The 22,893-nt window shown below is 69.8% G+C and carries 22 protein-coding genes; 18 read left to right on the top strand and 4 right to left on the bottom strand.

Going from position 1 to position 22,893, the window contains the following annotated elements; genetic code table 11:
• Window positions 1-433: 433 nt before the first annotated feature.
• Together AB0E14_RS23080 and AB0E14_RS23075 are read left to right on the top strand one after the other, a co-directional pair.
• Window positions 434-2,023, top strand: coding sequence for an ABC transporter substrate-binding protein (locus tag AB0E14_RS23080; protein WP_362421139.1), 1,590 nt, complete (start codon window positions 434-436; stop codon window positions 2,021-2,023).
• A gap of 74 nt (window positions 2,024-2,097) precedes the next feature.
• A complete protein-coding gene (locus tag AB0E14_RS23075; protein ID WP_362421137.1) occupies window positions 2,098-3,678 on the top strand; it encodes an ABC transporter substrate-binding protein in 1,581 nt (526 codons plus the stop codon).
• A gap of 113 nt (window positions 3,679-3,791) precedes the next feature.
• Here the strand turns inward: AB0E14_RS23075 and AB0E14_RS23070 are convergent, their stop codons facing one another.
• Both AB0E14_RS23070 and AB0E14_RS23065 read right to left on the bottom strand, forming a co-directional pair.
• Window positions 3,792-4,463, bottom strand: a complete 672-nt coding sequence (locus AB0E14_RS23070) for a response regulator transcription factor (RefSeq protein ID WP_362421135.1) — start codon at window positions 4,461-4,463, stop codon at window positions 3,792-3,794.
• Between the two features lie 11 nt (window positions 4,464-4,474).
• Window positions 4,475-5,401 carry a RecB family exonuclease gene (locus tag AB0E14_RS23065; RefSeq protein ID WP_362421133.1) on the bottom strand — a complete coding sequence of 309 codons (927 nt, stop codon included), beginning with the start codon at window positions 5,399-5,401 and terminating at the stop codon, window positions 4,475-4,477.
• A 124-nt stretch (window positions 5,402-5,525) separates the two neighbouring features.
• On the opposite strand from AB0E14_RS23065, the gene AB0E14_RS23060 reads away from it, so the two are divergent.
• The 3 genes from AB0E14_RS23060 (at window position 5,526) to AB0E14_RS23050 (ending at window position 8,455) form a co-directional block, all read left to right on the top strand.
• Window positions 5,526-6,776, top strand: coding sequence for a site-2 protease family protein (locus AB0E14_RS23060; RefSeq protein ID WP_362421131.1), 1,251 nt, complete (start codon window positions 5,526-5,528; stop codon window positions 6,774-6,776).
• A gap of 18 nt (window positions 6,777-6,794) precedes the next feature.
• Window positions 6,795-7,682: a tRNA (adenine-N1)-methyltransferase gene (locus AB0E14_RS23055; protein WP_019884997.1), complete on the top strand. Its 888-nt coding sequence runs from the start codon at window positions 6,795-6,797 to the stop codon at window positions 7,680-7,682.
• A gap of 200 nt (window positions 7,683-7,882) precedes the next feature.
• Window positions 7,883-8,455: a hypothetical protein gene (locus tag AB0E14_RS23050; protein WP_362421129.1), complete on the top strand. Its 573-nt coding sequence runs from the start codon at window positions 7,883-7,885 to the stop codon at window positions 8,453-8,455.
• 4 nt (window positions 8,456-8,459) lie between these two features.
• Here the strand turns inward: AB0E14_RS23050 and AB0E14_RS23045 are convergent, their stop codons facing one another.
• Window positions 8,460-8,771, bottom strand: a complete 312-nt coding sequence (locus AB0E14_RS23045) for a ferredoxin (protein WP_362421127.1) — start codon at window positions 8,769-8,771, stop codon at window positions 8,460-8,462.
• A gap of 255 nt (window positions 8,772-9,026) precedes the next feature.
• Between AB0E14_RS23045 and arc the strand changes: the two genes are divergently transcribed.
• From arc to prcA, 5 genes are all read left to right on the top strand, one after another.
• Window positions 9,027-10,793, top strand: coding sequence for a proteasome ATPase (gene arc, locus AB0E14_RS23040; RefSeq protein ID WP_362421124.1), 1,767 nt, complete (start codon window positions 9,027-9,029; stop codon window positions 10,791-10,793).
• A 177-nt stretch (window positions 10,794-10,970) separates the two neighbouring features.
• A complete protein-coding gene (gene dop, locus AB0E14_RS23035) occupies window positions 10,971-12,482 on the top strand; it encodes a depupylase/deamidase Dop (protein WP_362421122.1) in 1,512 nt (503 codons plus the stop codon).
• Window positions 12,483-12,629: 147 nt separating this feature from the next.
• On the top strand, window positions 12,630-12,842 hold the full coding sequence (locus AB0E14_RS23030; RefSeq protein ID WP_175439096.1) for a ubiquitin-like protein Pup: 213 nt from the start codon (window positions 12,630-12,632) through the stop codon (window positions 12,840-12,842).
• A 275-nt stretch (window positions 12,843-13,117) separates the two neighbouring features.
• Window positions 13,118-13,957 carry a proteasome subunit beta gene (gene prcB, locus AB0E14_RS23025; protein ID WP_362421119.1) on the top strand — a complete coding sequence of 280 codons (840 nt, stop codon included), beginning with the start codon at window positions 13,118-13,120 and terminating at the stop codon, window positions 13,955-13,957.
• A gap of 45 nt (window positions 13,958-14,002) precedes the next feature.
• Window positions 14,003-14,764: a proteasome subunit alpha gene (gene prcA, locus AB0E14_RS23020; protein WP_362421116.1), complete on the top strand. Its 762-nt coding sequence runs from the start codon at window positions 14,003-14,005 to the stop codon at window positions 14,762-14,764.
• 77 nt (window positions 14,765-14,841) lie between these two features.
• On the opposite strand, the gene AB0E14_RS23015 is transcribed toward prcA, so the two are convergent.
• Window positions 14,842-15,858 carry a LacI family DNA-binding transcriptional regulator gene (locus AB0E14_RS23015; RefSeq protein ID WP_362421113.1) on the bottom strand — a complete coding sequence of 339 codons (1,017 nt, stop codon included), beginning with the start codon at window positions 15,856-15,858 and terminating at the stop codon, window positions 14,842-14,844.
• Window positions 15,859-15,984: 126 nt separating this feature from the next.
• On the opposite strand from AB0E14_RS23015, the gene AB0E14_RS23010 reads away from it, so the two are divergent.
• From AB0E14_RS23010 to AB0E14_RS22975, 8 genes are all read left to right on the top strand, one after another.
• Complete coding sequence (locus AB0E14_RS23010; protein WP_362421109.1) at window positions 15,985-17,307, top strand: MFS transporter; 1,323 nt, start codon at window positions 15,985-15,987, stop codon at window positions 17,305-17,307.
• A gap of 9 nt (window positions 17,308-17,316) precedes the next feature.
• Window positions 17,317-18,678, top strand: coding sequence for a Pup--protein ligase (pafA, locus tag AB0E14_RS23005; RefSeq protein WP_137990376.1), 1,362 nt, complete (start codon window positions 17,317-17,319; stop codon window positions 18,676-18,678).
• Window positions 18,679-18,808: 130 nt separating this feature from the next.
• Window positions 18,809-19,747 carry an FKBP-type peptidyl-prolyl cis-trans isomerase gene (locus AB0E14_RS23000; RefSeq protein WP_362421106.1) on the top strand — a complete coding sequence of 313 codons (939 nt, stop codon included), beginning with the start codon at window positions 18,809-18,811 and terminating at the stop codon, window positions 19,745-19,747.
• A 61-nt stretch (window positions 19,748-19,808) separates the two neighbouring features.
• Window positions 19,809-20,189, top strand: coding sequence for an FKBP-type peptidyl-prolyl cis-trans isomerase (locus tag AB0E14_RS22995; protein WP_362421103.1), 381 nt, complete (start codon window positions 19,809-19,811; stop codon window positions 20,187-20,189).
• A gap of 153 nt (window positions 20,190-20,342) precedes the next feature.
• Window positions 20,343-21,299, top strand: a complete 957-nt coding sequence (locus AB0E14_RS22990) for a WYL domain-containing protein (RefSeq protein WP_362421100.1) — start codon at window positions 20,343-20,345, stop codon at window positions 21,297-21,299.
• Between the two features lie 17 nt (window positions 21,300-21,316).
• A complete protein-coding gene (locus AB0E14_RS22985) occupies window positions 21,317-22,273 on the top strand; it encodes a WYL domain-containing protein (RefSeq protein WP_362421097.1) in 957 nt (318 codons plus the stop codon).
• A gap of 32 nt (window positions 22,274-22,305) precedes the next feature.
• Window positions 22,306-22,569 carry a hypothetical protein gene (locus AB0E14_RS22980; protein ID WP_362421094.1) on the top strand — a complete coding sequence of 88 codons (264 nt, stop codon included), beginning with the start codon at window positions 22,306-22,308 and terminating at the stop codon, window positions 22,567-22,569.
• 35 nt (window positions 22,570-22,604) lie between these two features.
• Entirely contained in the window at window positions 22,605-22,802 is a 198-nt protein-coding gene (locus AB0E14_RS22975; protein WP_362421091.1) for a hypothetical protein, read from the top strand.
• The last annotated feature ends 91 nt before the right edge of the window (window positions 22,803-22,893 follow it).

Here is a 22,893-nt window from a genome sequence, read left to right as displayed (position 1 = left end):
CACCGGACCCCGACCAGACAGACGGCCGTCCCTGGAACGGACCACGCGCGTGAGCTTCGTCACGCAGCGTGCCTGACCTCGGGCGGCCGCCTCGCGCCCGATGTCCGTAAGGCCGGGAATGCGGATCGACATCTGTCCCGTTTCGCGCCTTCCTTGCTCTTTCATGCCCGCGCATGACTATCGAGCCCCCCGTATTCATGATCACTATCCGCATCCGGAGCGGCTGCTCGGCGGTCAGCCGCCACGGCGTCTCGCACTAATCTTTCGGAGGACTTCGCCGCGCTTTCCGCGTGCAACGGCGCCCATCCACGACGCCGCGAACGCAGGACCGATCGCTCACCATCCCGACCCGATCGCCCGCCCCGAACGGGCGGCAGCGGCGGAGTGTCCGCACACCGCCGTATCCCCGTGCCGGATGAGGAGAAAGTCCCTGATGCGCCGCAAGACCCTGGCCCTGCCGGCCGTAGCCGGCCTGCTCGCCCCCCTGCTGACCGCCTGTGGCGGCGCGGACGAGTCGAGAGCCATCGTCGTCGGCACCACGGACCAGTTCGTCGCCACCAGCGACGCCCCCGCACCCCTCGACCCGGCCTTCGCCTACGACACCGGCAGCTGGAACATCCTCCGGCAGACCGTGCAGACCCTGATGCACGTACCGCGCGGCGGCGGCGAGCCCGTCCCCGAGGCCGCCGAGAGCTGCTCCTTCAGCGACCGGGTCAGCGAGAGCTACCGCTGCACCCTCCGCGAGGGACTCACCTTCGCCGACGGCACGCCGCTGACCGCCGCCGACGTCAAGTTCTCCGTCGAGCGCGTCCTCGCGATCAAGTCCGACAACGGAACCTCCGCGCTCCTCGCCAACATCGACACCATCGAGACCACCGGCGAGCGCGACATCGTCTTCCACCTCAAGACGCCCGACGCGACCTTCCCGTACAAGCTCTCCACCCCCGTCGCCGGCATCCTCAGCAAGGACAAGTACGACGGCAAGAAGCTCCGTGACGGCTTCGACGTCGACGGTTCCGGCCCGTACACGATGAAGACCGAGCGCGACGGCGACCGCTTCGTCAAGGCCGTCTTCACCAAGAACCCCGCGTACAAGGGCGACATCAAGCTCCGCAACGACAAGGTCGAGCTGCGCTCCTTCGCCGACGCCGACTCCATGGGCCAGGCCCTGGAGAAGAGCGACATCGACATGATGACCCGCGCCATGTCGCTCGAACAGGTCAAGACGCTCACCGAGAAGCCCAAGGACGGCATCGACCTCACCGAGGTCCCCGGCCTGGAGATCCGCTACCTCGCCTTCGACACCGACGCCCCGTCCGTCAAGGACAAGGCCGTCCGGCAGGCCATCGCCGCCGTCGTCGACCGCGGCGCGATCGTCAACGCCGTCTACGGCCCCACCGCGCAGCCCCTCTACTCGCTGATCCCCTCCAGCGTCACCGGCCACTCCACGGCCTTCTTCGACGCCTACGGCGAGCCCAGCAAGACCCGGGCCGCCGACATCCTGCGCAAGGCCGACATCACCGCGCCCGTCGCGCTCACCCTGCACTACACCACCGACCACTACGGCTCCGGCACCAAGCAGGAGTTCGAGGCGCTGCGCGACCAGCTCAACGCCACCGGACTCTTCAAGGTCACCGTCGAGGGCAGCGAGTGGTCCTCCTTCCGGCCCGCGCAGAAGCGCGGCGACTTCCCCGTCTACGGCCTCGGCTGGTTCCCCGACTTCCCCGACCCGGACAACTACGTCGCCCCCTTCCTCGACGCCGACAACTTCCTCAACACCCCCTACGTCAACACCTCCGTACGGGACCAGCTGATCCCGCGCTCGCGCCAGTCGGCCGACCGCACCGCCGCCGGCCCCGTCTTCGGGCAGATCCAGAAGATCGTCGCCCAGGACGTCCCCGTCCTGCCGCTCTGGCAGGGCAAGCAGTACGTCGCCGCCCGCGACGACGTGACCGGCGTCGAATGGGCGCTGAACACCTCCTCCGACCTGCTCCTGTGGGAGCTGGCCCGCAGGAACGCCTGACCCCTCCACCAGTTCGGCTCCACCGGCCGCGCACCGCGCGCGACGGTCCGGCAAGAGATCAAGAGGCACGTTCTGTGAAGCACAACAAGTGGCTGACGGCACCCCTCGCCGCGGGCCTGTCCGCCGCCCTGCTCAGCGGCTGCGGCACCCAGCAGGGTGGCGGCGCCGGCTCCGGCGACAACGTCGTCGTCGGCATGTCCGACGAGGTCCTGGCGACCGACCCGGCCGCCGGCTACGACCCCGGCTCCTGGCTGCTGTTCAACAACGTCTTCCAGTCCCTGCTCGCCTTCCCCAAGGGCGGCACCGAACCCCAGCCCGAGGCCGCCGAGAAGTGCGACTTCGAAGGCGGCAGCACGGTCTACCGGTGCACCCTGCGCGACGGTCTGAAGTTCTCCAACGGGAACCCGCTGACCTCCAAGGACGTCAAGTTCTCCTTCGACCGCGCGCTGAAGATCGCCGACCCGGCCGGCCCGGCGCCGCTGCTGTCCTCGATCAAGTCCATCGAGACCCCCGACGACAAGACCGTCGTCTTCCGGCTGAAGACCCCCGACGCCACCTTCCCCAGCAAGATCGCCTCCGGCGCCGGCTCCATCGTCGACCACCGCGAGTACTCCGAGGACGCGCTGCGCACCGACGGCAAGGCCGTCGGCTCCGGCCCGTACAAGCTCGAGTCCCTCAGTGAGACCGAGGCCGTCTTCTCCGTCAACGGCGGCTACACCGGCGGCGCCAAGCCGCAGAACGGTGGCGTCACCCTCAAGCTGTACGGCGGCGACCGCGCCGCCCTCTCCAAGGCCTTCGCCGCCGGCGACGTCGACATCGCCTACCGAGGCCTCGCCGCCGACGACATCGCCGCCCTGGAAACCGCCGCGACCACCGACGACAAGGGCGTCGACGTCATCCAGGGCACCAGCGCCGAGGTCCAGCACCTCGTCTTCAACGTCAAGGACCCCGTCGTCGGCAAGCTCGGCGTCCGCCAGGCCATCGCCCACCTCGTGGACCGCGAGGCGCTCGTCCAGGACGTCTACAAGTCGACCGCCACGCCGCTGTACTCGATCGTCCCCGCGGGCATCGCCGGCCACAACACGGCCTTCGTCGACACCTACGGCGACCGCCCGGACGCCGCCAAGGCCAAGAAGGCGCTCCGCAAGGCCGGCATCACCGACAAGGTGAAGCTCACCCTCTGGTCCACCCCCAGCCGTTACGGCCCCTCCACCGACCAGGAGCTCAAGGCGATAGCCGAGCAGCTCAACACCAGCGGCCTGTTCGACGCCGACGTGAAGTCCGTCGAGTTCGAGCAGTACGAGAAGGACATCGCGGCCGGCAAGTACGGCGTGTACGTCAAGGGCTGGGTCCCCGACTACCCCGACGCCGACAACTTCACCGCCCCCTTCTTCGGTGAGGGCAACGTCCTCGGCAACAACTACACCAACGCCACCATCACCGGCACCCTCCTGCCCAAGACCTCGGCCGCCGCCGACCGCACCGGCACCGACCAGGACTTCGGCAAGCTCCAGGACCTGGTCGCCGAGGAGCTGCCGCTCCTGCCGCTGTGGCAGGGCAAGCAGTACGCCGTCGCCCACGACGGTGTCACCGGCCTCGAATGGACCCTCGACGCCTCGACCGTCTTCCGCTTCTGGGAGCTCAAGAAGAGCTGACGGGCCGACCACGCCCCACGGGGGCCCGGCACATGACGAAGGGGCCCGGCACGCGACACGCGCGCCGGGCCCCTGCGGGCTGCTCGGAAGGCCGGAGACCGGTACCCGCGGGCCTACTGCGCCCCGGGGCGCACCAGACCGCTCTCGTAGGCGTACACCGCCGCCTGCACGCGGTCCCGCAGCCCCAGCTTCGTCAGCACATGCCCCACATGCGTCTTCACCGTCGTCTCGCTGACGAACAGATCCGCCGCGATCTCCGCGTTCGACAGACCGCGCGCCACCAGCTTCAGCACCTCGACCTCGCGCTCGGTCAAGGTGTTCAGGGTGTCCGGCACCTGCTCGTCGCCCGACGGCAGATGCGCCGAGTACTTGTCCAGCAGACGGCGCGTGATCGACGGCGCCAGCATCGCCTCACCGGCCGCCACCACCCGGATCGCCTGCACCAGCTCGTTCGCCGGCGCGTCCTTCAGGAGAAAGCCGCTGGCCCCCGCCCGCAGCGCCTCCACCACGTACTCGTCCAGATCGAACGTCGTCAGCACCAGGACCTTCGCCGGACCGTCCCGGCCCGGACCCGTGATCTGCCGCGTCGCCTCGACCCCGTCCATCCGGGGCATCCGGATGTCCATCAGCACCACGTCGGGCTGCAGAGCCCGTACCTGCTCCAGCGCCTGCAGGCCGTCCCCGGCCTCGCCGACGACCGCGATGTCCTGCTCCGCCTCCAGGATCATCCGGAAACCGGTGCGCAGCAGCGGCTGGTCGTCGACCAGTAGGACGCGGATAGCCACGGAGAACTCCTTCACGGCGCGGGCTGGACCGGCCCCATTCTGCCCTGCCCCGAATCGTCCGACTCCGGCGGGCGCGCGGAAACGATCTCCGCCCGGAGCTCCGGGCGGATCTCCAGCGGATACACCGGGGGAGTCCCGCCGAACTCCGGGCACACCGCCTGGTGATCGCACCAGCCGCACAGCTTCGTCGGGCGCGGGCGCCAGTCGCCCGTCTCCGTCGCCAGCCGGATCGCCTCCCACAGCGCGAGCAGCTTCCGCTCCACCCGCAGCAGGTCCGCCTCCACCGGGTCGTACGTCAGTACATCGCCGCTGCCCAGATAGACCAGCTGCAGCCGCCGCGGCACGACCTGCTTCAGCCGCCACACCAAAAGGGCGTAGAACTTCATCTGGAACAGCGCGCCCTCGCTGTACTCCGGCCGCGGCGCCTTGCCCGTCTTGTAGTCGACGATCCGCACCTCGCCCGTCGGCGCCACATCCACCCGGTCGATCACCCCGCGCAGCCGCAGCCCCGAATCCAGCTCCGTCTCCACGAACAGCTCGCGCTCCGCCGGCTCCAGACGCGTCGGATCCTCCAGCGTGAACCAGCGCTCCACCAGCTGCTCGGCCTGGACCAGCCAGCCCGCAAGCCGCTCCCCGTCCGCGTCCTCCGCGAACAGTTCGGCCAGCTCCGGCTTCGACTCCAGAAGCCGGTCCCACTGCCCCGGGATCAGCGCCTTCGCCCGCGGGGCCGTCCGCTCCACGGCCGGAGCGTCGAAGAGCCGCTCGAGCACCGCGTGCACCAGCGTCCCCCGGGTCGCCGCCTCGCTCGGCTTCTCGGGCAGCCTGTCGATCACTCGGAACCGGTACAGCAGGGGACACTGCATGAAGTCGCTCGCCCGCGAGGGCGACAACGACATGGGCGCCCTGGGCCCCACCGGCGGCTGCTCGCTCGTACTCATGACACAGACCCTACGACCCGCCACCGACAGCGAGCCGAATACCATCGACGCCGGACCCCGTCACGCTGCATGATCGAAGAGTGACGCACGACAGGGGTCGAGCGGAAGGCGACGAGAGGAACCCGTGAACCAGGACGACGAGCGCGGCGAGAACCAGCGGCCGCGGTCCGGCGACCCGGAAGCGCCGGCCGGCTCCGACCCGCGCGCCCGGCGCGGGGAGGAACCCGGCGGAGGCATCCTCATGGGCCGCCCCTTCGGCGTGCCCGTCTACGTCGCCCCCAGCTGGTTCCTGGTCGCCGCCCTCATCACCTGGGTCTTCGGAGACCAGATCCAGCGCGTCCTGCCCGACCTCGGCGCCGCCCGCTACCTCGTCTCCCTCTTCTTCGCGATCGCCTTCTACGCCTCCGTCCTGGTCCACGAGCTGGCCCACACCATCGCCGCGCTCCGCTTCAAGCTCCCGGTGCGCCGCATCCAGCTCCAGTTCTTCGGCGGAGTCTCCGAGATCGAGAAGGAGACCGAGACCCCCGGCCGCGAGTTCGTCCTCGCCTTCGTCGGCCCCCTGCTCTCCCTCGTCCTCGCCGGCGTCTTCTACCTCACGATGTACGCCGTCGAACCCGGCACGGTCCCCGGTGTCCTCCTCGCGGGCCTGATGATCTCCAACCTCATCGTCGCGATCTTCAACCTGCTGCCCGGCCTCCCGCTTGACGGCGGCCGGATGCTGCGCGCCGTCGTCTGGAAGATCACCGGCAAGCCCATGGCCGGCACCGTCGCCGCCGCCTGGGTCGGCCGCGCCCTCGCCGTCGCCGTCCTCATCGGGCTCCCGCTGCTCACCCGTACCGGCCTCCTCGGCAACTCCACCGACGAGATCAGCGGCATGGACACGGTCACCGACGCCCTGCTCGCCGCCATCCTGGCCGCCATCATCTGGACCGGCGCGGGCAACAGCCTCCGCATGGCCCGCCTCCGCGAGCACCTTCCCGAACTGCGGGCCCGCACGCTCACCCGGCGCGCCATCCCCGTCGAGCCCGCCACGCCCCTCTCCGAGGCCCTCCGCCGCGCCAACGAAGCCGGGGCCCGCGCCCTCGTCGTCGTCGACGGCCAGGGCAACCCCACCGGCCTCGTCCGGGAGACCGCCATCGCCGGCGTCCCCCAGCACCGCCGCCCCTGGGTCGCCATCAGCACCCTCGCCCAGGACCTCACCGACGGCATGCGGGTCCCCGCCGAACTCGCCGGCCAGCCCCTCCTCGACCACCTCCGCGCCAGCCCCGCCACCGAGTACCTCGTCGTCGAGGAGACCGGCGAGATCTACGGAGTCCTCTCCACCGCCGACGTGGAACGCGCCTTCGTCAAGGCCATGGCAAGACCCTCCGCATAACCCCGGTACTCTGGTCACATGTCCGAACCGACCGGTGCCGCCCGCCGTCGCGGGCCCTTCAAGGTCGGGGACCAGGTCCAGCTCACCGACCCCAAGGGACGCCACTACACGTTCACGCTCGAGGCCGGGAAGAACTTCCACACCCACAAGGGTTCCTTCCCCCACGACGAGCTGATCGGTGCTCCCGAGGGCAGTGTTGTCCGTACCACGGGAAACGTCGCCTACCTCGCGCTGCGCCCCCTGCTCCCCGACTACGTCCTGTCCATGCCCCGCGGCGCCGCCGTGGTCTACCCCAAGGACGCGGGGCAGATCCTGGCCTTCGCCGACATCTTCCCCGGCGCCCGCGTCGTGGAAGCCGGCGTCGGATCGGGCTCTCTCAGCAGCTTCCTCCTGCGCGCCATCGGAGACAGCGGCATGCTGCACTCCTACGAGCGCCGTGAGGACTTCGCCGAGATCGCCAAGGGCAACGTCGAGCGCTACTTCGGCGGGCCTCACCCCGCCTGGCAGCTGACCGTCGGCGACCTCCAGGACAATCTGTCCGACACCGACGTCGACCGGGTCATCCTCGACATGCTCGCGCCCTGGGAGTGCCTGGAGGCCGTCTCCAAGGCCCTCGTGCCCGGCGGCATCCTCTGCTGCTACGTCGCCACCACGACCCAGCTCGCGCGCACCGTGGAGTCCATCCGCGAATTCGGCTGCTACGCCGAACCGCAGCCCTGGGAATCCATGATCCGCAACTGGCACGTCGAAGGCCTCGCCGTCCGCCCCGACCACCGCATGATCGGGCACACCGGCTTCCTCGTCACCGCCCGGCGCCTCGCCGACGGCGTCGAGCCCCCGATGCGCCGCCGTCGCCCCGCCAAGGGCGCCTACGGCGAGGACTACGAAGGCCCCAACAAGGGCTGACCGCCACCTGCGGGCTGACGCCCCGACAACGGACGCGTGCCGCCGCCGAGTTCCGCCCTCAGGGCAGGGAACTCGACGGCGGCACCTTCACGTTCGGCATCTTTGCGCGGAGCCCCCACCCCCACCTGTTCCACCCGCCTGTGACGTGTGGCACGATGCCCGCAACTCCTTCCGCACCACCCTCACAGGAGACATCCCGCGTGCAGCACCCCGCCGTCCCGGACCTCGCGCACACCCACGCCCGGCCGGTGCACTGGCTGGCCACCGCGACCGCCATGGCCGCCGTCATCGCCGCCGCAGGCCTGCTGCAACCCGGCCCGGCCACCGCCACCACCGCCGCCCCCGGCGGCGAACCGGCCACCACGCGCCCCGCGCCCGACGCCGGTACGGCCGACTACCCCCTGGACTGCGGAGGAGCCCCCACCAAGGTCGCCCAGAGCGCCTCGGGCGACCTCGACGGCGACGGGAACCCCGAAACCGTCGCAGTCGTACACTGCGAAGCCGGCTCCGGCACACCCCCGCACGCCGTCTACGTCCTCACCCACGACAAGAAGGGCGACCACGCGCGCGTGGTCGCCACTCTCGTCGAACCCGGTCAGCAGAAGAACGTCACCGGTCTCGCCGTGCGCGACCGCGCGGTCACCGCCACCCTGCTCGGCTACTCGTCCCCCGACGTACCGAGTTGCTGTCCCGACCAGCGGGACGACGTGAGCTGGCGCTGGCAGAGCGGAAGCTTCGTCCGCACCGCCCAGGCCGACGCGCGGAGTGTGTGATCAGTCACTCCGCGTCAGGGCCGTAGACCTCGACCCTGTCCGAAACGCGGCGCACGTGGATGCAGTCGCCCGGGCACTCCTTCGCGGAGTCCACCACGTCCTGCAGCAGCGGCAACGGCACCGGAGTCGTCGCCCCCACCTCCTGCAGCAGTTCGTCGTCCGCGCTCTTCACGTACGCGAGGCCGTCGATGTCCAGCTCGAAGACCTCCGGAGCGTACTGCGCGCAGATCCCGTCCCCGGTGCAGAGATCCTGGTCGATCCAGACCTCCAGCGCCTCGCCGGCGCCGTCCGTCGGGGCCTCGTTCTGCACCGTCATGTCTCCTGCCGTTCCTGAGCGTCGAAAAAAGATCGTTTTTCTAAGTCCGGTCAAGCCTGACGGGTGTTGACCACTGACGACGATACAACCGCCCGCTTTCCGATGTTGATGGGTGGGTATTCACCTGGCGTGAGGGGAAGCGCAAGGGTGAAGATCGGACACACCCCGACAGTCTTTGTGATCTAGGGGTTTCAATCGACACCCACGCAGGTAGGGTCAGGAAGCGTCCAGCTCCCCTTGGAGGAGGTGAGGACCGTGGCAGCCCACGACGACGACATCAACCGCGGCATCCGGCCGGGGCGGGGGTCTGAAGACCCTGCCGGCCAGGTTGCCTATCTCGAGCAGGAAATCGCCGTCCTGCGCCGCAAGCTCGCCGACTCTCCGCGACACACGAGGATTCTCGAAGAGCGGATCGTCGAGCTGCAGACAAACCTGGCCGGCGTGTCCGCGCAGAACGAGCGGCTCGCCAACACACTCCGTGAGGCCCGCGACCAGATCGTGGCCCTCAAGGAGGAAGTCGACCGGCTCGCCCAGCCGCCGGCCGGCTTCGGAGTCTTCCTGCAGGCCAATGAGGACGGTACCTGCGACATCTTCACCGGGGGCCGCAAGCTCCGGGTGAACGTCAGCCCCAGCGTCGAGCTCGACGAGCTCCGGCGCGGCCAGGAAGTCATGCTCAACGAAGCGCTCAACGTGGTCGAGGCCATGGAGTTCGAGCGTGCCGGGGACATCGTCACCCTCAAGGAGATCCTCGAGGACGGCGAGCGTGCCCTGGTGGTCGGGCACACCGACGAGGAACGGGTGGTGAGGCTCGCCGAGCCGCTCCTGGACATCACCATCCGCCCCGGCGACGCCCTCCTGCTCGAACCCCGCTCCGGCTACGTCTACGAGGTCGTGCCGAAGAGCGAGGTCGAGGAGCTGGTCCTCGAAGAGGTCCCCGATGTCGACTACGACAAGATCGGTGGCCTCGGCGGCCAGATCGAGATGATCCGCGACGCCGTCGAGCTCCCGTACCTCTACCCCGACCTCTTCAAGGAGCACGAGCTGCGGCCGCCGAAGGGCATCCTGCTCTACGGTCCGCCCGGCTGCGGCAAGACGCTGATCGCGAAGGCCGTCGCCAACTCCCTTGCCAAGAAGGTCGCCGAGGTGACCGGACAGCCCGCCGGGAAGTCCTACTTCCTGAACATCAAGGGCCCCGAACTCCTCAACAAGTACGTCGGCGAGACCGAGCGGCACATCCGCCTCGTCTTCCAGCGTGCCCGCGAGAAGGCGAGCGAGGGCACCCCCGTCATCGTCTTCTTCGACGAGATGGAGTCCCTCTTCCGCACCCGCGGATCCGGTGTCAGCTCGGACGTCGAGAACACGATCGTCCCCCAGCTGCTCGCCGAGATCGACGGTGTGGAGGGCCTGGAGAACGTCATCGTCATCGGCGCCTCCAACCGCGAGGACATGATCGACCCGGCGATCCTCCGGCCCGGCCGGCTCGACGTCAAGATCAAGATCGAGCGCCCGGACGCCGAAGCCGCCAAGGACATCTTCGCGAAGTACCTCACCGCCACCCTGCCGCTGCACTCCGACGACCTCTCGGAGCACCAGGGCTCCAAGGAGGCCGCGGCCCACGGAATGATCCAGTCCGTGGTCGAGCAGATGTACGCCGAAACCGAGGAGAACCGCTTCCTCGAGGTCACGTACGCCAACGGTGACAAGGAAGTCCTGTACTTCAAGGACTTCAACTCCGGAGCGATGATCCAGAACATCGTCGACCGGGCCAAGAAGATGGCCATCAAGGCCTTCCTCGACCACAACCAGAAGGGCATCCGCGTCTCCCACCTCCTCCAGGCCTGCGTGGACGAGTTCAAGGAGAACGAGGACCTGCCCAACACCACCAACCCCGACGACTGGGCCCGGATCTCCGGCAAGAAGGGCGAGCGGATCGTCTTCATCCGCACCCTCGTCACCGGAAAGCAGGGCGCGGACACCGGACGCTCCATCGACACGGTGGCCAACACCGGTCAGTACCTGTAGGTCGCACACCGGCTGCGGAGGTCCGGACCCACGGACCTCCGCAGCCGGCCGCTTTTCCCCGCGACTCACCGCGGGAATGACGCAATCGATCTCCCCACCGGCGCGGAGTCGCTCTAGGCTCGTCGGTACTCGCAGCGCCGCACCCGATGGGGAGCGCCGCCGGGCAAGGAGGGCCGCATGACCGTACGGCGAGTAATGGGCATCGAAACGGAGTACGGGATCTCCGTTCCGGGCCACCCCAACGCCAATGCCATGCTCACCTCGTCCCAGATCGTCAACGCCTACGCGGCGGCGATGCACCGGGCGCGCCGCGCCCGCTGGGACTTCGAGGAGGAGAACCCGCTGCGGGACGCCCGCGGCTTCGACCTCGCCCGTGAGGCCGCCGACTCCAGCCAGCTCACCGACGAGGACATCGGCCTGGCCAACGTGATCCTCACCAACGGAGCCAGGCTCTACGTCGACCACGCCCACCCCGAGTACAGCGCTCCCGAGGTCACCAACCCGCGCGACGCCGTGCTCTGGGACAAGGCCGGCGAACGGATCATGGCCGAGGCCGCCGAGCGGGCCGCCCAGCTGCCCGGCGCCCAGCCCATCCACCTGTACAAGAACAACACCGACAACAAGGGTGCCTCCTACGGCACCCACGAGAACTACCTGATGAAGCGGGAGACGCCCTTCTCGGACATCGTCCGCCACCTCACCCCGTTCTTCGTCTCCCGCCAGGTCGTCACCGGCGCCGGGCGCGTCGGCATCGGCCAGGACGGCCGTGAGCACGGCTTCCAGATCAGCCAGCGCGCCGACTACTTCGAGGTCGAGGTCGGCCTGGAGACCACCCTCAAGCGGCCCATCATCAACACCCGCGACGAGCCGCACGCCGACGCCGAGAAGTACCGCCGCCTGCACGTGATCATCGGCGACGCCAACCTCTCGGAGATCTCCACCTACCTCAAGCTGGGCACGACCGCGCTGGTCCTGTCGATGATCGAGGACTCCTTCATCAACGTCGACCTCGCCGTCGACCAGCCCGTCCGCACCCTCCACCAGGTCTCCCACGACCCCGGCCTCCAGCACCTCGTCACGCTCCGCAGCGGCCGCACACTCACCGCGGTCCAGCTCCAGATGGAGTACTTCGAGCTGGCCAGGAAGTACGTGGAGGAGCGCTACGGCGTGGACGCCGACGAGCAGACGAAGGACGTCCTGATCCGCTGGGAGGACACCCTCAACCGGCTCGAGAACGACCCGATGAGCCTCGCCGGCGAGCTGGACTGGATCGCCAAGCGGGAGCTGATGGAGGGCTACCGGCGCCGCGACGGCCTCGACTGGGACGCCGCCCGCCTCCACCTCGTGGACCTCCAGTACGCGGACGTACGCCCCGAGAAGGGCCTGTACAACCGCCTGGTGGCCCGGGGACGCATGAAGCGGCTCCTGGACGAGTCCGAGGTCGAGAGGGCCGAGACGAAGCCGCCGGAGGACACCAGGGCCTACTTCCGCGGCCGCTGTCTGGAGCAGTACGCCGACGACGTGGCCGCCGCGTCCTGGGACTCGGTCATCTTCGACCTCCCGGGCCGCGACTCCCTCCAGCGCGTACCGACCCTGGAACCCCTGCGGGGCACCAGGAACCACGTCAAGGAACTCCTGGACCGCTGCAGGACCGCGGAGGAACTGGTCCGCGTCCTTTCCGGCGGCTGAGGCGCGCCTGAAATGCCCGGGCACTGGGAATCATGGGACTAGTGCCCGGACGTTGTACCAAACTGCGGGGCCGAAGTCAGACCTGGCTTGTAGGGTCTGATCTTGAGAGACCCAACCGAGCGGGCCGATTCGAGCGGGGTGAGGGATATGGCGACCAAGGACACCGGCGGCGGACAGCAGAAGGCGACGCGTTCCACGGAGGAGGTCGAGGAGACGACCGCGGAGGCGAGCTCCGACCTCAAGGAACGCCAGGAGAAGCTCAGCGACGACGTGGACTCCGTCCTGGACGAGATCGACGACGTCCTCGAGGAGAACGCCGAGGACTTCGTGCGGTCCTTCGTGCAAAAGGGTGGCCAGTAAGGTCGCTTGACCTTCGAATCGAAGGTGGGGGCGGGTGGTGAAAGGTCACTGGACGGGTGCGGGCCGCTGTGGTCCGCACCGTCCGGTCTCCTGCGTCACGCCGGGTGCCGGCAGGTCCTGCCGCTGTCCCCGAAGCCGATGTGGATCACCGTCACGAGCCGGGTAGGGTCCGTGACGTACCGTGCTTCAACCGCAATGCGGCCAAGGCCGACGGGCTGCCGGGGGACGACCCCGGTGGCCCGCGTCCGGCCATCTCAATACTTGGAGGGACACGCGTGGAAGCCAACACTCGTAGCACCGGGCGTCTACCAGCGGCCTTCCTGACGCCGGGGTCGTCCTCGTTCCTGGACTTCCTGTCCGCCCACTCGCCCGAGCTGCTCCCGGGGAACCGGAAGCTGCCGGAGGGGGTCGTGGAGGCGCCGCACGGCACCACGATCGTCGCGGTCACGTTCCCGGACGGTGTCGTGCTCGCCGGTGACCGGCGGGCGACCATGGGGAACATGATCGCGCAGCGCGACATCGAGAAGGTGTTCCCCGCCGACGAGTACTCGGCGGTGGGCATCGCCGGTACGGCCGGTCTCGCCGTCGAGATGGTCAAGCTGTTCCAGTTGGAGCTGGAGCACTTCGAGAAGGTGGAGGGCGCGACGCTCTCCCTGGAGGGCAAGGCGAACCGCCTGTCCACGATGATCCGCGGCAATCTCGGCATGGCCATGCAGGGCCTGGCCGTGGTGCCGCTGTTCGCCGGCTGGGACGAGGGCAAGGAGAAGGGCCGGATCTTCTCCTACGACGTCACCGGTGGCCGCTCCGAGGAGCACGGCTTCGCCGCGACGGGTTCGGGTTCGGTCTTCGCCCGGGGTTCCATGAAGAAGCTGTACCGACCGGATCTGACGGAGGAGCAGGCGACGACGCTGGTCGTGCAGGCCCTCTACGACGCCGCCGACGACGACTCGGCGACCGGCGGTCCCGACCTGTACCGACACATCTATCCCATCGTCACCGTCATCACCGACGAGGGCTTCCGCAGGCTCACCGAGGAGGAGTCCTCGGCGCTCGCCCGTACGGTCACCGATCGGCGCCTGGAGCAGCCCGACGGTCCGCGCGCGGCCCTGCTCTGATCCCTCGTCGTCCGTAGTTCCCCAGAAGAAAGGGACGGGTAGCCGGTGTCGACTCCGTTCTATGTCTCACCCCAGCAGGCCATGGCCGACCGGGCGGAGTACGCCCGCAAGGGCATCGCCCGCGGCCGCAGTCTGGTCGTCCTGCAGTACACCGACGGCATCGTCTTCGTCGGTGAGAACCCGTCCCGGGCGCTGCACAAGTTCAGCGAGATCTATGACCGGATCGGGTTCGCGGCGGCCGGCAAGTACAACGAGTACGAGAACCTCAGGATCGGCGGCGTGCGCTACGCCGACCTCCGGGGTTACACCTACGACCGGGACGACGTGACGGCCCGGGGCCTGGCGAACGTGTACGCGCAGACGCTGGGCACGATCTTCTCCAGTGCGGGTGAGAAGCCGTACGAGGTGGAGCTGGTCGTGGCCGAGGTGGGCGCGGAGCCCGAGGGCGACCAGATCTACCGGCTGCCGCACGACGGGTCGATCGTGGACGAGCACGGCTCGGTCGCGGTCGGCGGCAACGCCGAGCAGATCAGCGGCTTCCTGGACCAGCGGCACCGTGACGGGATGTCCCTGGCCGAGGCGCTGAAGCTGGCCGTGCAGGCGCTGTCGCGGGACACCAACGGCAGCGAGCGGGAGATTCCCGCGGAGCGGCTCGAGGTGGCGGTCCTGGACCGTACGCGTCCGCAGCAGCGCAAGTTCAAGCGGATCGTCGGCCGTCAGCTGGTGCGTCTGCTCGAGGCGGACAACGCGGCGATCGCGAAGACGGACGAGCCGTCCGACGAGATCGCGGAGGACTCGGAGGAGTAGTCCGAGCAAGCCCCGCCGAGAACGTTTCCTGAAGGCCCCGGTCCATCGCGGTGGACCGGGGCCTTCGTCGTGCCCGGTCAGGCGGGGGCGGGGCCGGAGGAGTCGCGCGGCATGAGCGTGACGGGCAGGTCGCCGGGTTCGGGAGTGCGGCCGGCGAGGACGGCCAGGAGGGCGTCCATGCCGCGCTCGCCGATCCGCTCGGCGGGGAGCCGGACGGTACTGAGTTCCGGTTCGACGGCGGTGGCCAGGGCGAGGTCGTCGAAGCCGGTGACGGAGACGTCCTCGGGGACGCGCAGTCCGAGGCGGCGGGCGGCCTTGCAGGCGCCGGCGGCGAGGATGTCGTCGTCGCAGACGAGCGCGGTGGGGCGGGGGCCGGGGCCGGTGAGGGCGGCCTCGGCGGCCGCGCGGGCGCCGTCGACGTCCAGGGGTGCCCGGACGGTCCGCACGTCGACGCCGCGGAGGGCTTCGGCGAGCGCCGCCGCGCGGACGTCGAAGGTCCAGGACGGCACGGCCGAGGCGAGGTGGACGAAGCGGCGGTGGCCATGGCCGAGCAGGTGGGCGGTGACCTGGCGCATGCCGTCGGCGATGTCGAGGTTCACGTGGGCCGCGGCCCCGGTGTCGGAGGGGTCGCTGTCCAGCATGACGAGCGGCAGGTCGGTGCCGTGGAAGGCCTTGAGGGCGTCGGTCGCCATGGAGGAGGCGATGATGCCGTCGAGGGCTGCCCGGGCGGAGGCGAAGGGGTCCTTGGCGGGGCCGACGCCGTCGGGGGACGGGTAGAGGACGACGCCGAAGCCGTGACGGGCCGCGACGGTGGCGGCGCCGGTGTAGACGCGGGCGAAGAACTCGTTGGTGAGGGCGGGCACGACGAGGAGCGCGGTGCGCGTGTGGCCGAGGCGGAGATTGCGGGCGGCGAGATTCGGCCGGTATCCGAGCGTCCGGGCGGCCTCGCGCACCGTGTCGGCGGTGCGCTCGGAGACCCTGCCGCGCCACTTGTCGCCGAGCACGAGGGAGACGGTGGCCTGCGACACCCCGGCGGTGCGGGCGACGTCCCGGCTGGTGGGCCTGGCCGCTCCGGGGGAGTCTGGGGTCTGCACTGGTGCCTCCGTGAGAGGTGGTCGCCGTTCGCGGGGGTGGACCCGCGGGTTGCGGCCATGGTACGTATGACGCCTGCAGTTATACGTAAAACCTCGGGGGTGGGTACCGGGGGAAGGGAGACGGACATGGCCACCGAGGCCAAGGAGAGCGGCGGCTATCTCGACATACTCAGGGCTCCGCACGCCCTGCGACTGCTCACCGGCACCCTGGTCGGCCGGCTCCCCAACGGCACCGGGCCCATCGCCCTGGTCATCTTCGTCCGTTCCGAGGGCGGCAGCTTCAGCCTGGCGGGCGGCCTCACCGCCGCGTACGGCATCGCGACCGCCATCGGCCAGCCCTTGCTCGGCCGCGCCGTCGACCTCAAGGGCCAACCGCGGGTCCAGCTGCCCGCCGCGCTGATCTCCGCCCTCGGCATGATCGTCCTGGCCGTGGCCGGAATCAGCCCCCTCGTGCTCGCCTACGCGGCGGTCGTCGTCGCCGGGCTGTTCACCCCGCCCCTCGAAGGCGGGCTGCGCGCCCTGTGGCCGAGTGTCCTGGGCCGCGAGGACCGGGTCCACCGGGCGTACGCCCTGGACGCGGTGGCCCAGGAGGTCATGTTCACGGTCGGCCCGCTCCTGGTGACGCTGTTCGTGGCCCTGTGGTCGCCGGCCGCGGCCCTGCTGGTCATCAACGTCCTCGGCGTCCTCGGAGCCCTGTCCGTCGTCCTGTCCGAGCCCTCGCGCACGTGGCGGTCGGCGCACCGGGAGGCGCACTGGTTGGGGGCGCTGCGCTCGCCGGGCCTGCTGGCGCTGCTGGGCTCCTTCTTCTTCGTCGGGCTCGCCCTCGGCTCGATCACGGTCTCGGCCCTCGCCTACGCCGACGAGCGGGGCCATGAGGCGGCGTACGGCTGGCTGATGGCCGCGCTGGGCCTCGGAGCGCTGATCGGTGGTGTCGCCTACGGCGCCCGCCGCTGGTCGGGCCCGCCCGAGCGCCGTCTCACGGTCATCGTCGGCCTGCTGGCCCTCGGCTACCTGCCCCTCATGCTCACGCCCGGTGTGCTGCCGATGACGGCCCTCGCCGCGCTCTCGGGCGTCTTCCTCGCCCCGGCGCTCGCCTGCGGCTTCATCGTGGTCGACCGGCACGCGCCCACCGGTACCGTCACCGAGGCCTTCTCCTGGCTCGTCACGACCTTCGGCGTGGGAGCCGCGCTCGGCTCCGCCGTCGCGGGCCCGGCGGTCGAACTGGCCGGGACGACCGCGGGCTTCGCCGTCGCGGGCGGCGGCGGTCTGGTGGCCCTCCTGGTCCTCCTGGCGACCGGCAGGGTGCTGCGGGTGCCGGGCCGCACCGTGCGACACGCCGTCGGCGGGGGCGCCGGTGAGGCCGGACACGCCGAAAGGAACGCGCACTCATCGGAAAATGATCGAAACGGGGCTGTCGAACCCGGTTTCAGCACAGGCCGTCAGGCGTAATGTTCAGACATGGACCGCCGCATTTTCGGGCTGGAGAACGAGTACGGCGTCACGTGCACGTTCAGGGGACAGCGCCGACTGTCACCTGACGAAGTGGCGCGCTACCTCTTCCGCCGTGTCGTGTCATGGGGCCGCAGCAGCAATGTCTTCCTGCGGAACGGCGCCCGCCTGTACCTGGACGTGGGTTCGCATCCGGAATACGCAACACCCGAATGCGACAACGTGACCGAACTGGTCACGCACGACAAGGCAGGCGAGCGCATTCTCGAAGGTCTGCTCGTCGACGCCGAACGCCGCCTGCACGAGGAGGGAATCGCCGGCGACGTCTATCTCTTCAAGAACAACACCGACTCGGCCGGAAACTCCTACGGCTGCCACGAGAACTATCTGGTGGCCCGGCACGGGGAGTTCTCGCGGCTCGCGGACATCCTCATTCCCTTCCTGGTCACCCGGCAGCTGATCTGCGGCGCCGGAAAGGTGCTCCAGACGCCGCGGGGCGCGGTCTACTGCGTCTCGCAGCGGGCCGAGCACATCTGGGAGGGCGTCAGTTCGGCGACGACCCGTTCCCGACCCATCATCAACACCCGTGACGAGCCGCACGCGGACGCCGAGCGCTACCGCCGACTGCACGTCATCGTCGGCGACTCGAACATGTCCGAGACGACCATGCTGCTGAAGGTCGGGGCGACCGACCTCGTGCTGCGCATGATCGAGGCGGGCACGGTGATGCGCGATCTGACACTGGAGAACCCGATCCGGGCGATCCGCGAGGTCAGTCACGACATCACGGGCCAGCGCAAGGTCCGGCTCGCCAGCGGCCGTGAGGCCTCGGCCCTCGAGGTCCAGCGGGAGTACTACGAGAAGGCCGCCGACTTCGTCGACCGCCGCGGCATCCGTACGGGCACGGTCGCCCAGGTCCTGGAGCTGTGGGGCCGCACGCTCGACGCGATCGAGGCCGAGGACCTGGACCGCATCGGCACCGAGATCGACTGGGTCATGAAGTACAAGCTCATCGAGCGGTACCGGGCGAAGAACAACATGACCATGTCGCACCCCAGGGTCGCGCAGATAGACCTCGCGTACCACGACATCCACCGTCGCCGGGGGCTGTACTACCTCCTGGAGCGGAAGGGGCAGGCCGCCCGGATCTGCAACGACCTGAAGATCTTCGAGGGCAAGTCGGTGCCCCCGCAGACCACCCGGGCACGGTTGCGCGGCGACTTCATCCGCCGTGCGCAGGAGCAGCGGCGGGACTTCACCGTCGACTGGGTCCACCTCAAGCTCAACGATCAGGCGCAGCGCACCGTGTTGTGCAAGGACCCGTTCCGGTCGGTCGACGACCGGGTGGAAAAGCTGATCGCCGGAATGTAGGACGACGCTGTACGAAGCGCCAGGGCCCCGTGCGTATGACGTGCGGGGCCCTTGGCCTGCCCGGTCTGATCCCAGCGAAAGGCCCTAGAGTGTCGGGCAACTACTGTGCCGTCTGAGATCTGAGGAACACGTGCGCCGACTTGCCGGCCTACTGGTCGTCCCACTGCTGCTGCTGTCGACAGCGGCGTGCGGCAGCGACGACAAGGGCTCCGATAACGCCTCGATGAAGAACGGACTGCCCGCCATCACCGCGGGCGAGAAGTTCGGGGAGAAGCCCACCCTCGCCAAGGGTGAGGGTGATCCGCCGAAGGAACTCAAGGTCAATGTGATCAGCGAGGGCGACGGCGCGGTCACGAAGAAGGGCGACGCGCTCCAGGTGAACTACCTGGGCCAGGCCTGGGACTCCACCACGCCGTTCGACAACAGCTTCGACCGCGGGCAGCCCTTCGACCTGACGCTCGGCGCCGGCCAGGTCATCAAGGGCTGGGACCAGGGCCTGGAGGGCCAGAAGGTCGGCAGCCGTATCGAGATCGGCATTCCGCCGGAGCTCGGTTACGGCGAGCAGGGCCAGGGCGACATCAAGCCGAACGCCACCCTCGTCTTCGTCGTGGACATCCTGAAGGCGACGACGATCCCGAAGTCCGCCGAGGGCACCGAGGTCGCCCAGGACAACAAGGACCTGCCCAAGGTCGGTACGAACACCGACGGCAAGGCCCCCTCGCTGACCGTGCCGAAGGTCGATCCGCCGACCAAGCTGGTCTCCAACTACATCCTGGAGTCCAAGGGCGCGACCGTCGCCGCCACCGACACGGTCGTGGTGAACTACGTCGCCGCGCTGTGGAAGGACGGCAAGGTCTTCGACTCGACGTACCAGACGGGCAAGCCGGCGAACTTCCCGCTGGCCCAGCTGACCCTGAAGGGTCTCAAGGACGGTCTCACCGGCAAGAAGGTCGGCAGCCGCGTCCTGATCGTCGCCCCGCCGTCCGAGGCGTTCGGCGACAAGGAGCAGCAGGGCATCCCGAAGAACTCCACGCTGGTGTTCGCCGTCGACATTCTGGCGAAGATGTAAGACTGTCCCCGTCGCGCAGTTCACCATTGCGCGGTTGCTGAGTTCTGAGGAGCACACTGCAGTGAGCATCGAGAAGCCCGAGGTCGACTTCCCCGGCGGCGAGCCGCCGAAGGACCTGGAGATCAAGGACATCTGGGAGGGCGACGGCGAGGTGGCCGAGGCCGGCGACGCCGTCCAGGTCCACTACGTGGGTGTGGCCTTCTCCACCGGTGAGGAGTTCGACGCCTCCTGGAACCGTGGCAGCGCGCTGGGCTTCCAGCTCGGTGTCGGCCAGGTCATCGCGGGCTGGGACCAGGGTGTGCAGGGCATGAAGGTCGGCGGCCGCCGCCAGCTGGTCATCCCCGCCCACCTCGCCTACGGCGACCGTGGCGCGGGCAGCGCCATCGCCCCCGGCGAGACGCTGATCTTCGTCTGCGACCTGGTCGGCGTCAAGAAGCGCTGAACCCGATCGGTTCGGCGTACGCGCTGACCGGATCTGCTCGAACGAGGGCCCGTGCCTGTCCAGGCGCGGGCCCTCGGCTTTTGCCACGACACCCCGGGGCGGTACGGTCGGATGTCCCCGAAGTCAATCCGGCAGAAGAGGTGCAGGGCGTCGATGGCGATTGCCAAGGCCGAGCGGCTGATGAATCTGGCCCTCTGTCTGCTCGGGACCCGCAGACCGCTCAGCAAGCGTGAGCTGCGCGGCTCCATCGAGGCCTACATGGAAGCCGGCACGGACGACTCCTTCAACCGGATGTTCGAGCGGGACAAGGACGATCTGCGCGAACTCGGCCTGGTCATCGAGACCGTCGAGAACCTGGAGGGCGAGACGGGCTATCTGGCCCGCCGCGACTCCAACCGCCTTCCGCCCATCACCCTGGACGCCGAGGAGGCCGCGGCGCTCGGCCTGGCCGCCAAGGTCTGGCAGCAGGCGAGGCTCGCCGGAGCCGCCAGCGGCGCCCTGCAGAAGCTCCGCGCCGCAGGCATGCCCGAGGCAGAGGACGCGTACGACGCTCAGCACAGCGCCCTCGAACCGCGCATCCCCGTGCACGAGGCGGCCTTCGAGCCCCTGATGCTGGCCTGCCGCGACCGTCGCCCGGTCGTCTTCGACTACCGCAAGGCGACGGCGGCCCGTCCCGAGACGCGCCAGGTCGAGCCGTGGACCCTGGAGTGCTGGCGCGGTCACTGGTATCTCGCGGGCTGGGACCGCGACCGGGGCGCCGAACGCGTCTTCCGGCTCTCCCGCATCACCGGCAAGGTCCGCTCCCGGGCCGGTGCGTTCACCGCGCCCGTGCCCGACGTCGTCACCGTCCGGGAGACCGTGGAGAGCTGGGCGGGGGAGACCGCCACCCGGTCCGCCCGCATCCGGCTGCGCGCCGGCAGCGGCTACCCGCTGCGGGCCCGCGCCCAGTCCGTGCGGGAGGGTGCCGACGGCTGGGACGAGCTGGAGATTCCGTACGGGCACGGCCTGGACGCCTGGCTCGTGGAGTTCGGTCCCGATGTCGTGGTGATCGAGCCCGCGGACCTGCGGGCCGACGTGGTGGACCGGCTGCGCGCCGTGGCCAAGGGCTGAAGGGGGAGACGTACAGCATGGCTGCGAACGCGATCGACCAGACGAGGCGGATGCTCTCCCTCGTCACGTATCTGCGGGAACGCCCCGGCGCGCATGTCGCCGATGTCGCCCGCGCCTTCGGGATCACCGAGGACGAGCTGATCTCGGACCTCGACGTGCTGCCGATGTGCGGCACGAGCTTCCGCGGTGGCGACCTGCTCGACATCGACACCGACGGTGACCGGATCTGGTGGCACAACCCGGACGACGTCGCGGAGCCGCTGCGGCTCGCCGCCGACGAGGCGACGGCCCTGCTGGTCGCCGCGCGGGCCGTGGCGACGCTGCCCGGGCTGCGGGAAGGCGACCGGGAGGCCCTGCTGCGGGCCACCGCGAAGCTGGAGACGGCGGCCGGCGAGGTCGCCGGTGCGAGCGCGCGGCTCTCGGTGACCTTCGAGTCCGAGGGCGGGGTCTTCGCGGAGGTGGACCGCGCGATCTCGGAGCGCAGGCGGCTGTGGGTGCGGTACTACTCGCCCGCCCGCGACGAGCTGACCGAGCGCGAGGTGGACCCGATCAGGCTGTTCGCCGTCGGGCACACGTACATGGAGGCGTGGTGCCGGCTCTCGGAGGCGCGCCGCACGTTCCGTCTGGACCGGGTCGCCGAGATCCGGATCCTGGACGAGCACTCCGCGCCGCCGGAGATCGAGCTGCGGGACCTGTCGGAGGGTCTGGTGCAGCCGTCCGCCGAGGATCCCGAGGTCGTCGTCGAGGTGGGTCCCGGCGGCCGCTGGGTCGCCGAGTACTACCCGCACGACCGGGCCGACGAGCTGCCCGACGGGGGCCTGCGGATCACGCTGCGGACACCCGCCCCGGCCTCGCTGCGCCGGCTGGCGCTGCGGCTGGGGAGCGACGGTCGGATCGTGGCTCCGCAAGAGCTCGCCGACAGTGCGCGGGAGGCGGCGGCCGCGGCGCTCTCGGCCTACGAGAGCCAGGCGTGAGGCACGGCGGGGACACGGGACAGGGGAGAGAGATGAGGGAAATGTCCGTGATGCACGGAATGACTGCTTCGATCGCGCCGGTCTTCTTCAAGGCCGCCTGCCCCGAGTGCCGCGCCCGCTTCGAGCTCTCCGCGGGTTCCCTGCGGCTGGCCATCGGCGCCAGCAGCCGTACGACCTTCTACTCGTTCACCTGCCCCGAGTGCGGCAGCGCGGTCCGCAAGCCCGCCGGTGAGCGGATCGTCGAACTCCTCACCGGCGGCGGCGTCCGCACGCTGCGCCTGCACTCCACCGTCTGACGCCCCGACAGGGGCCCACCCTCTAGGCTCACCCCATGTTCTGGCCCATGCTCGCCATCGCCCTCGGATTCCTCGGCATCGCCGTCCTCGGCGTCCTCGGTATCAAGGTCTTCATCGAAGCCCAGCGGCTCGGCCGCCAGGTGACCCACACCACGGAGCGCATCAACCGCGCCGCCGAGGAGCTGGAGCGGGCCGCCGCGGACCTGACCCGGACCGGCGGGGCGCTGCGCTAGGGCCTGTCCGGCGGATCATGACCGGGGCCGCGGCGCCTGGCACGGCACCTCGCCGCGTTGCCGAAACGCCCCGATAGCTCCGCTATCGAGA

Source organism: Streptomyces sp. NPDC047981, assembly GCF_040653315.1.
GTDB lineage: Bacteria > Actinomycetota > Actinomycetes > Streptomycetales > Streptomycetaceae > Streptomyces.
This window is presented reverse-complemented; position numbering and strand designations above follow the sequence as displayed.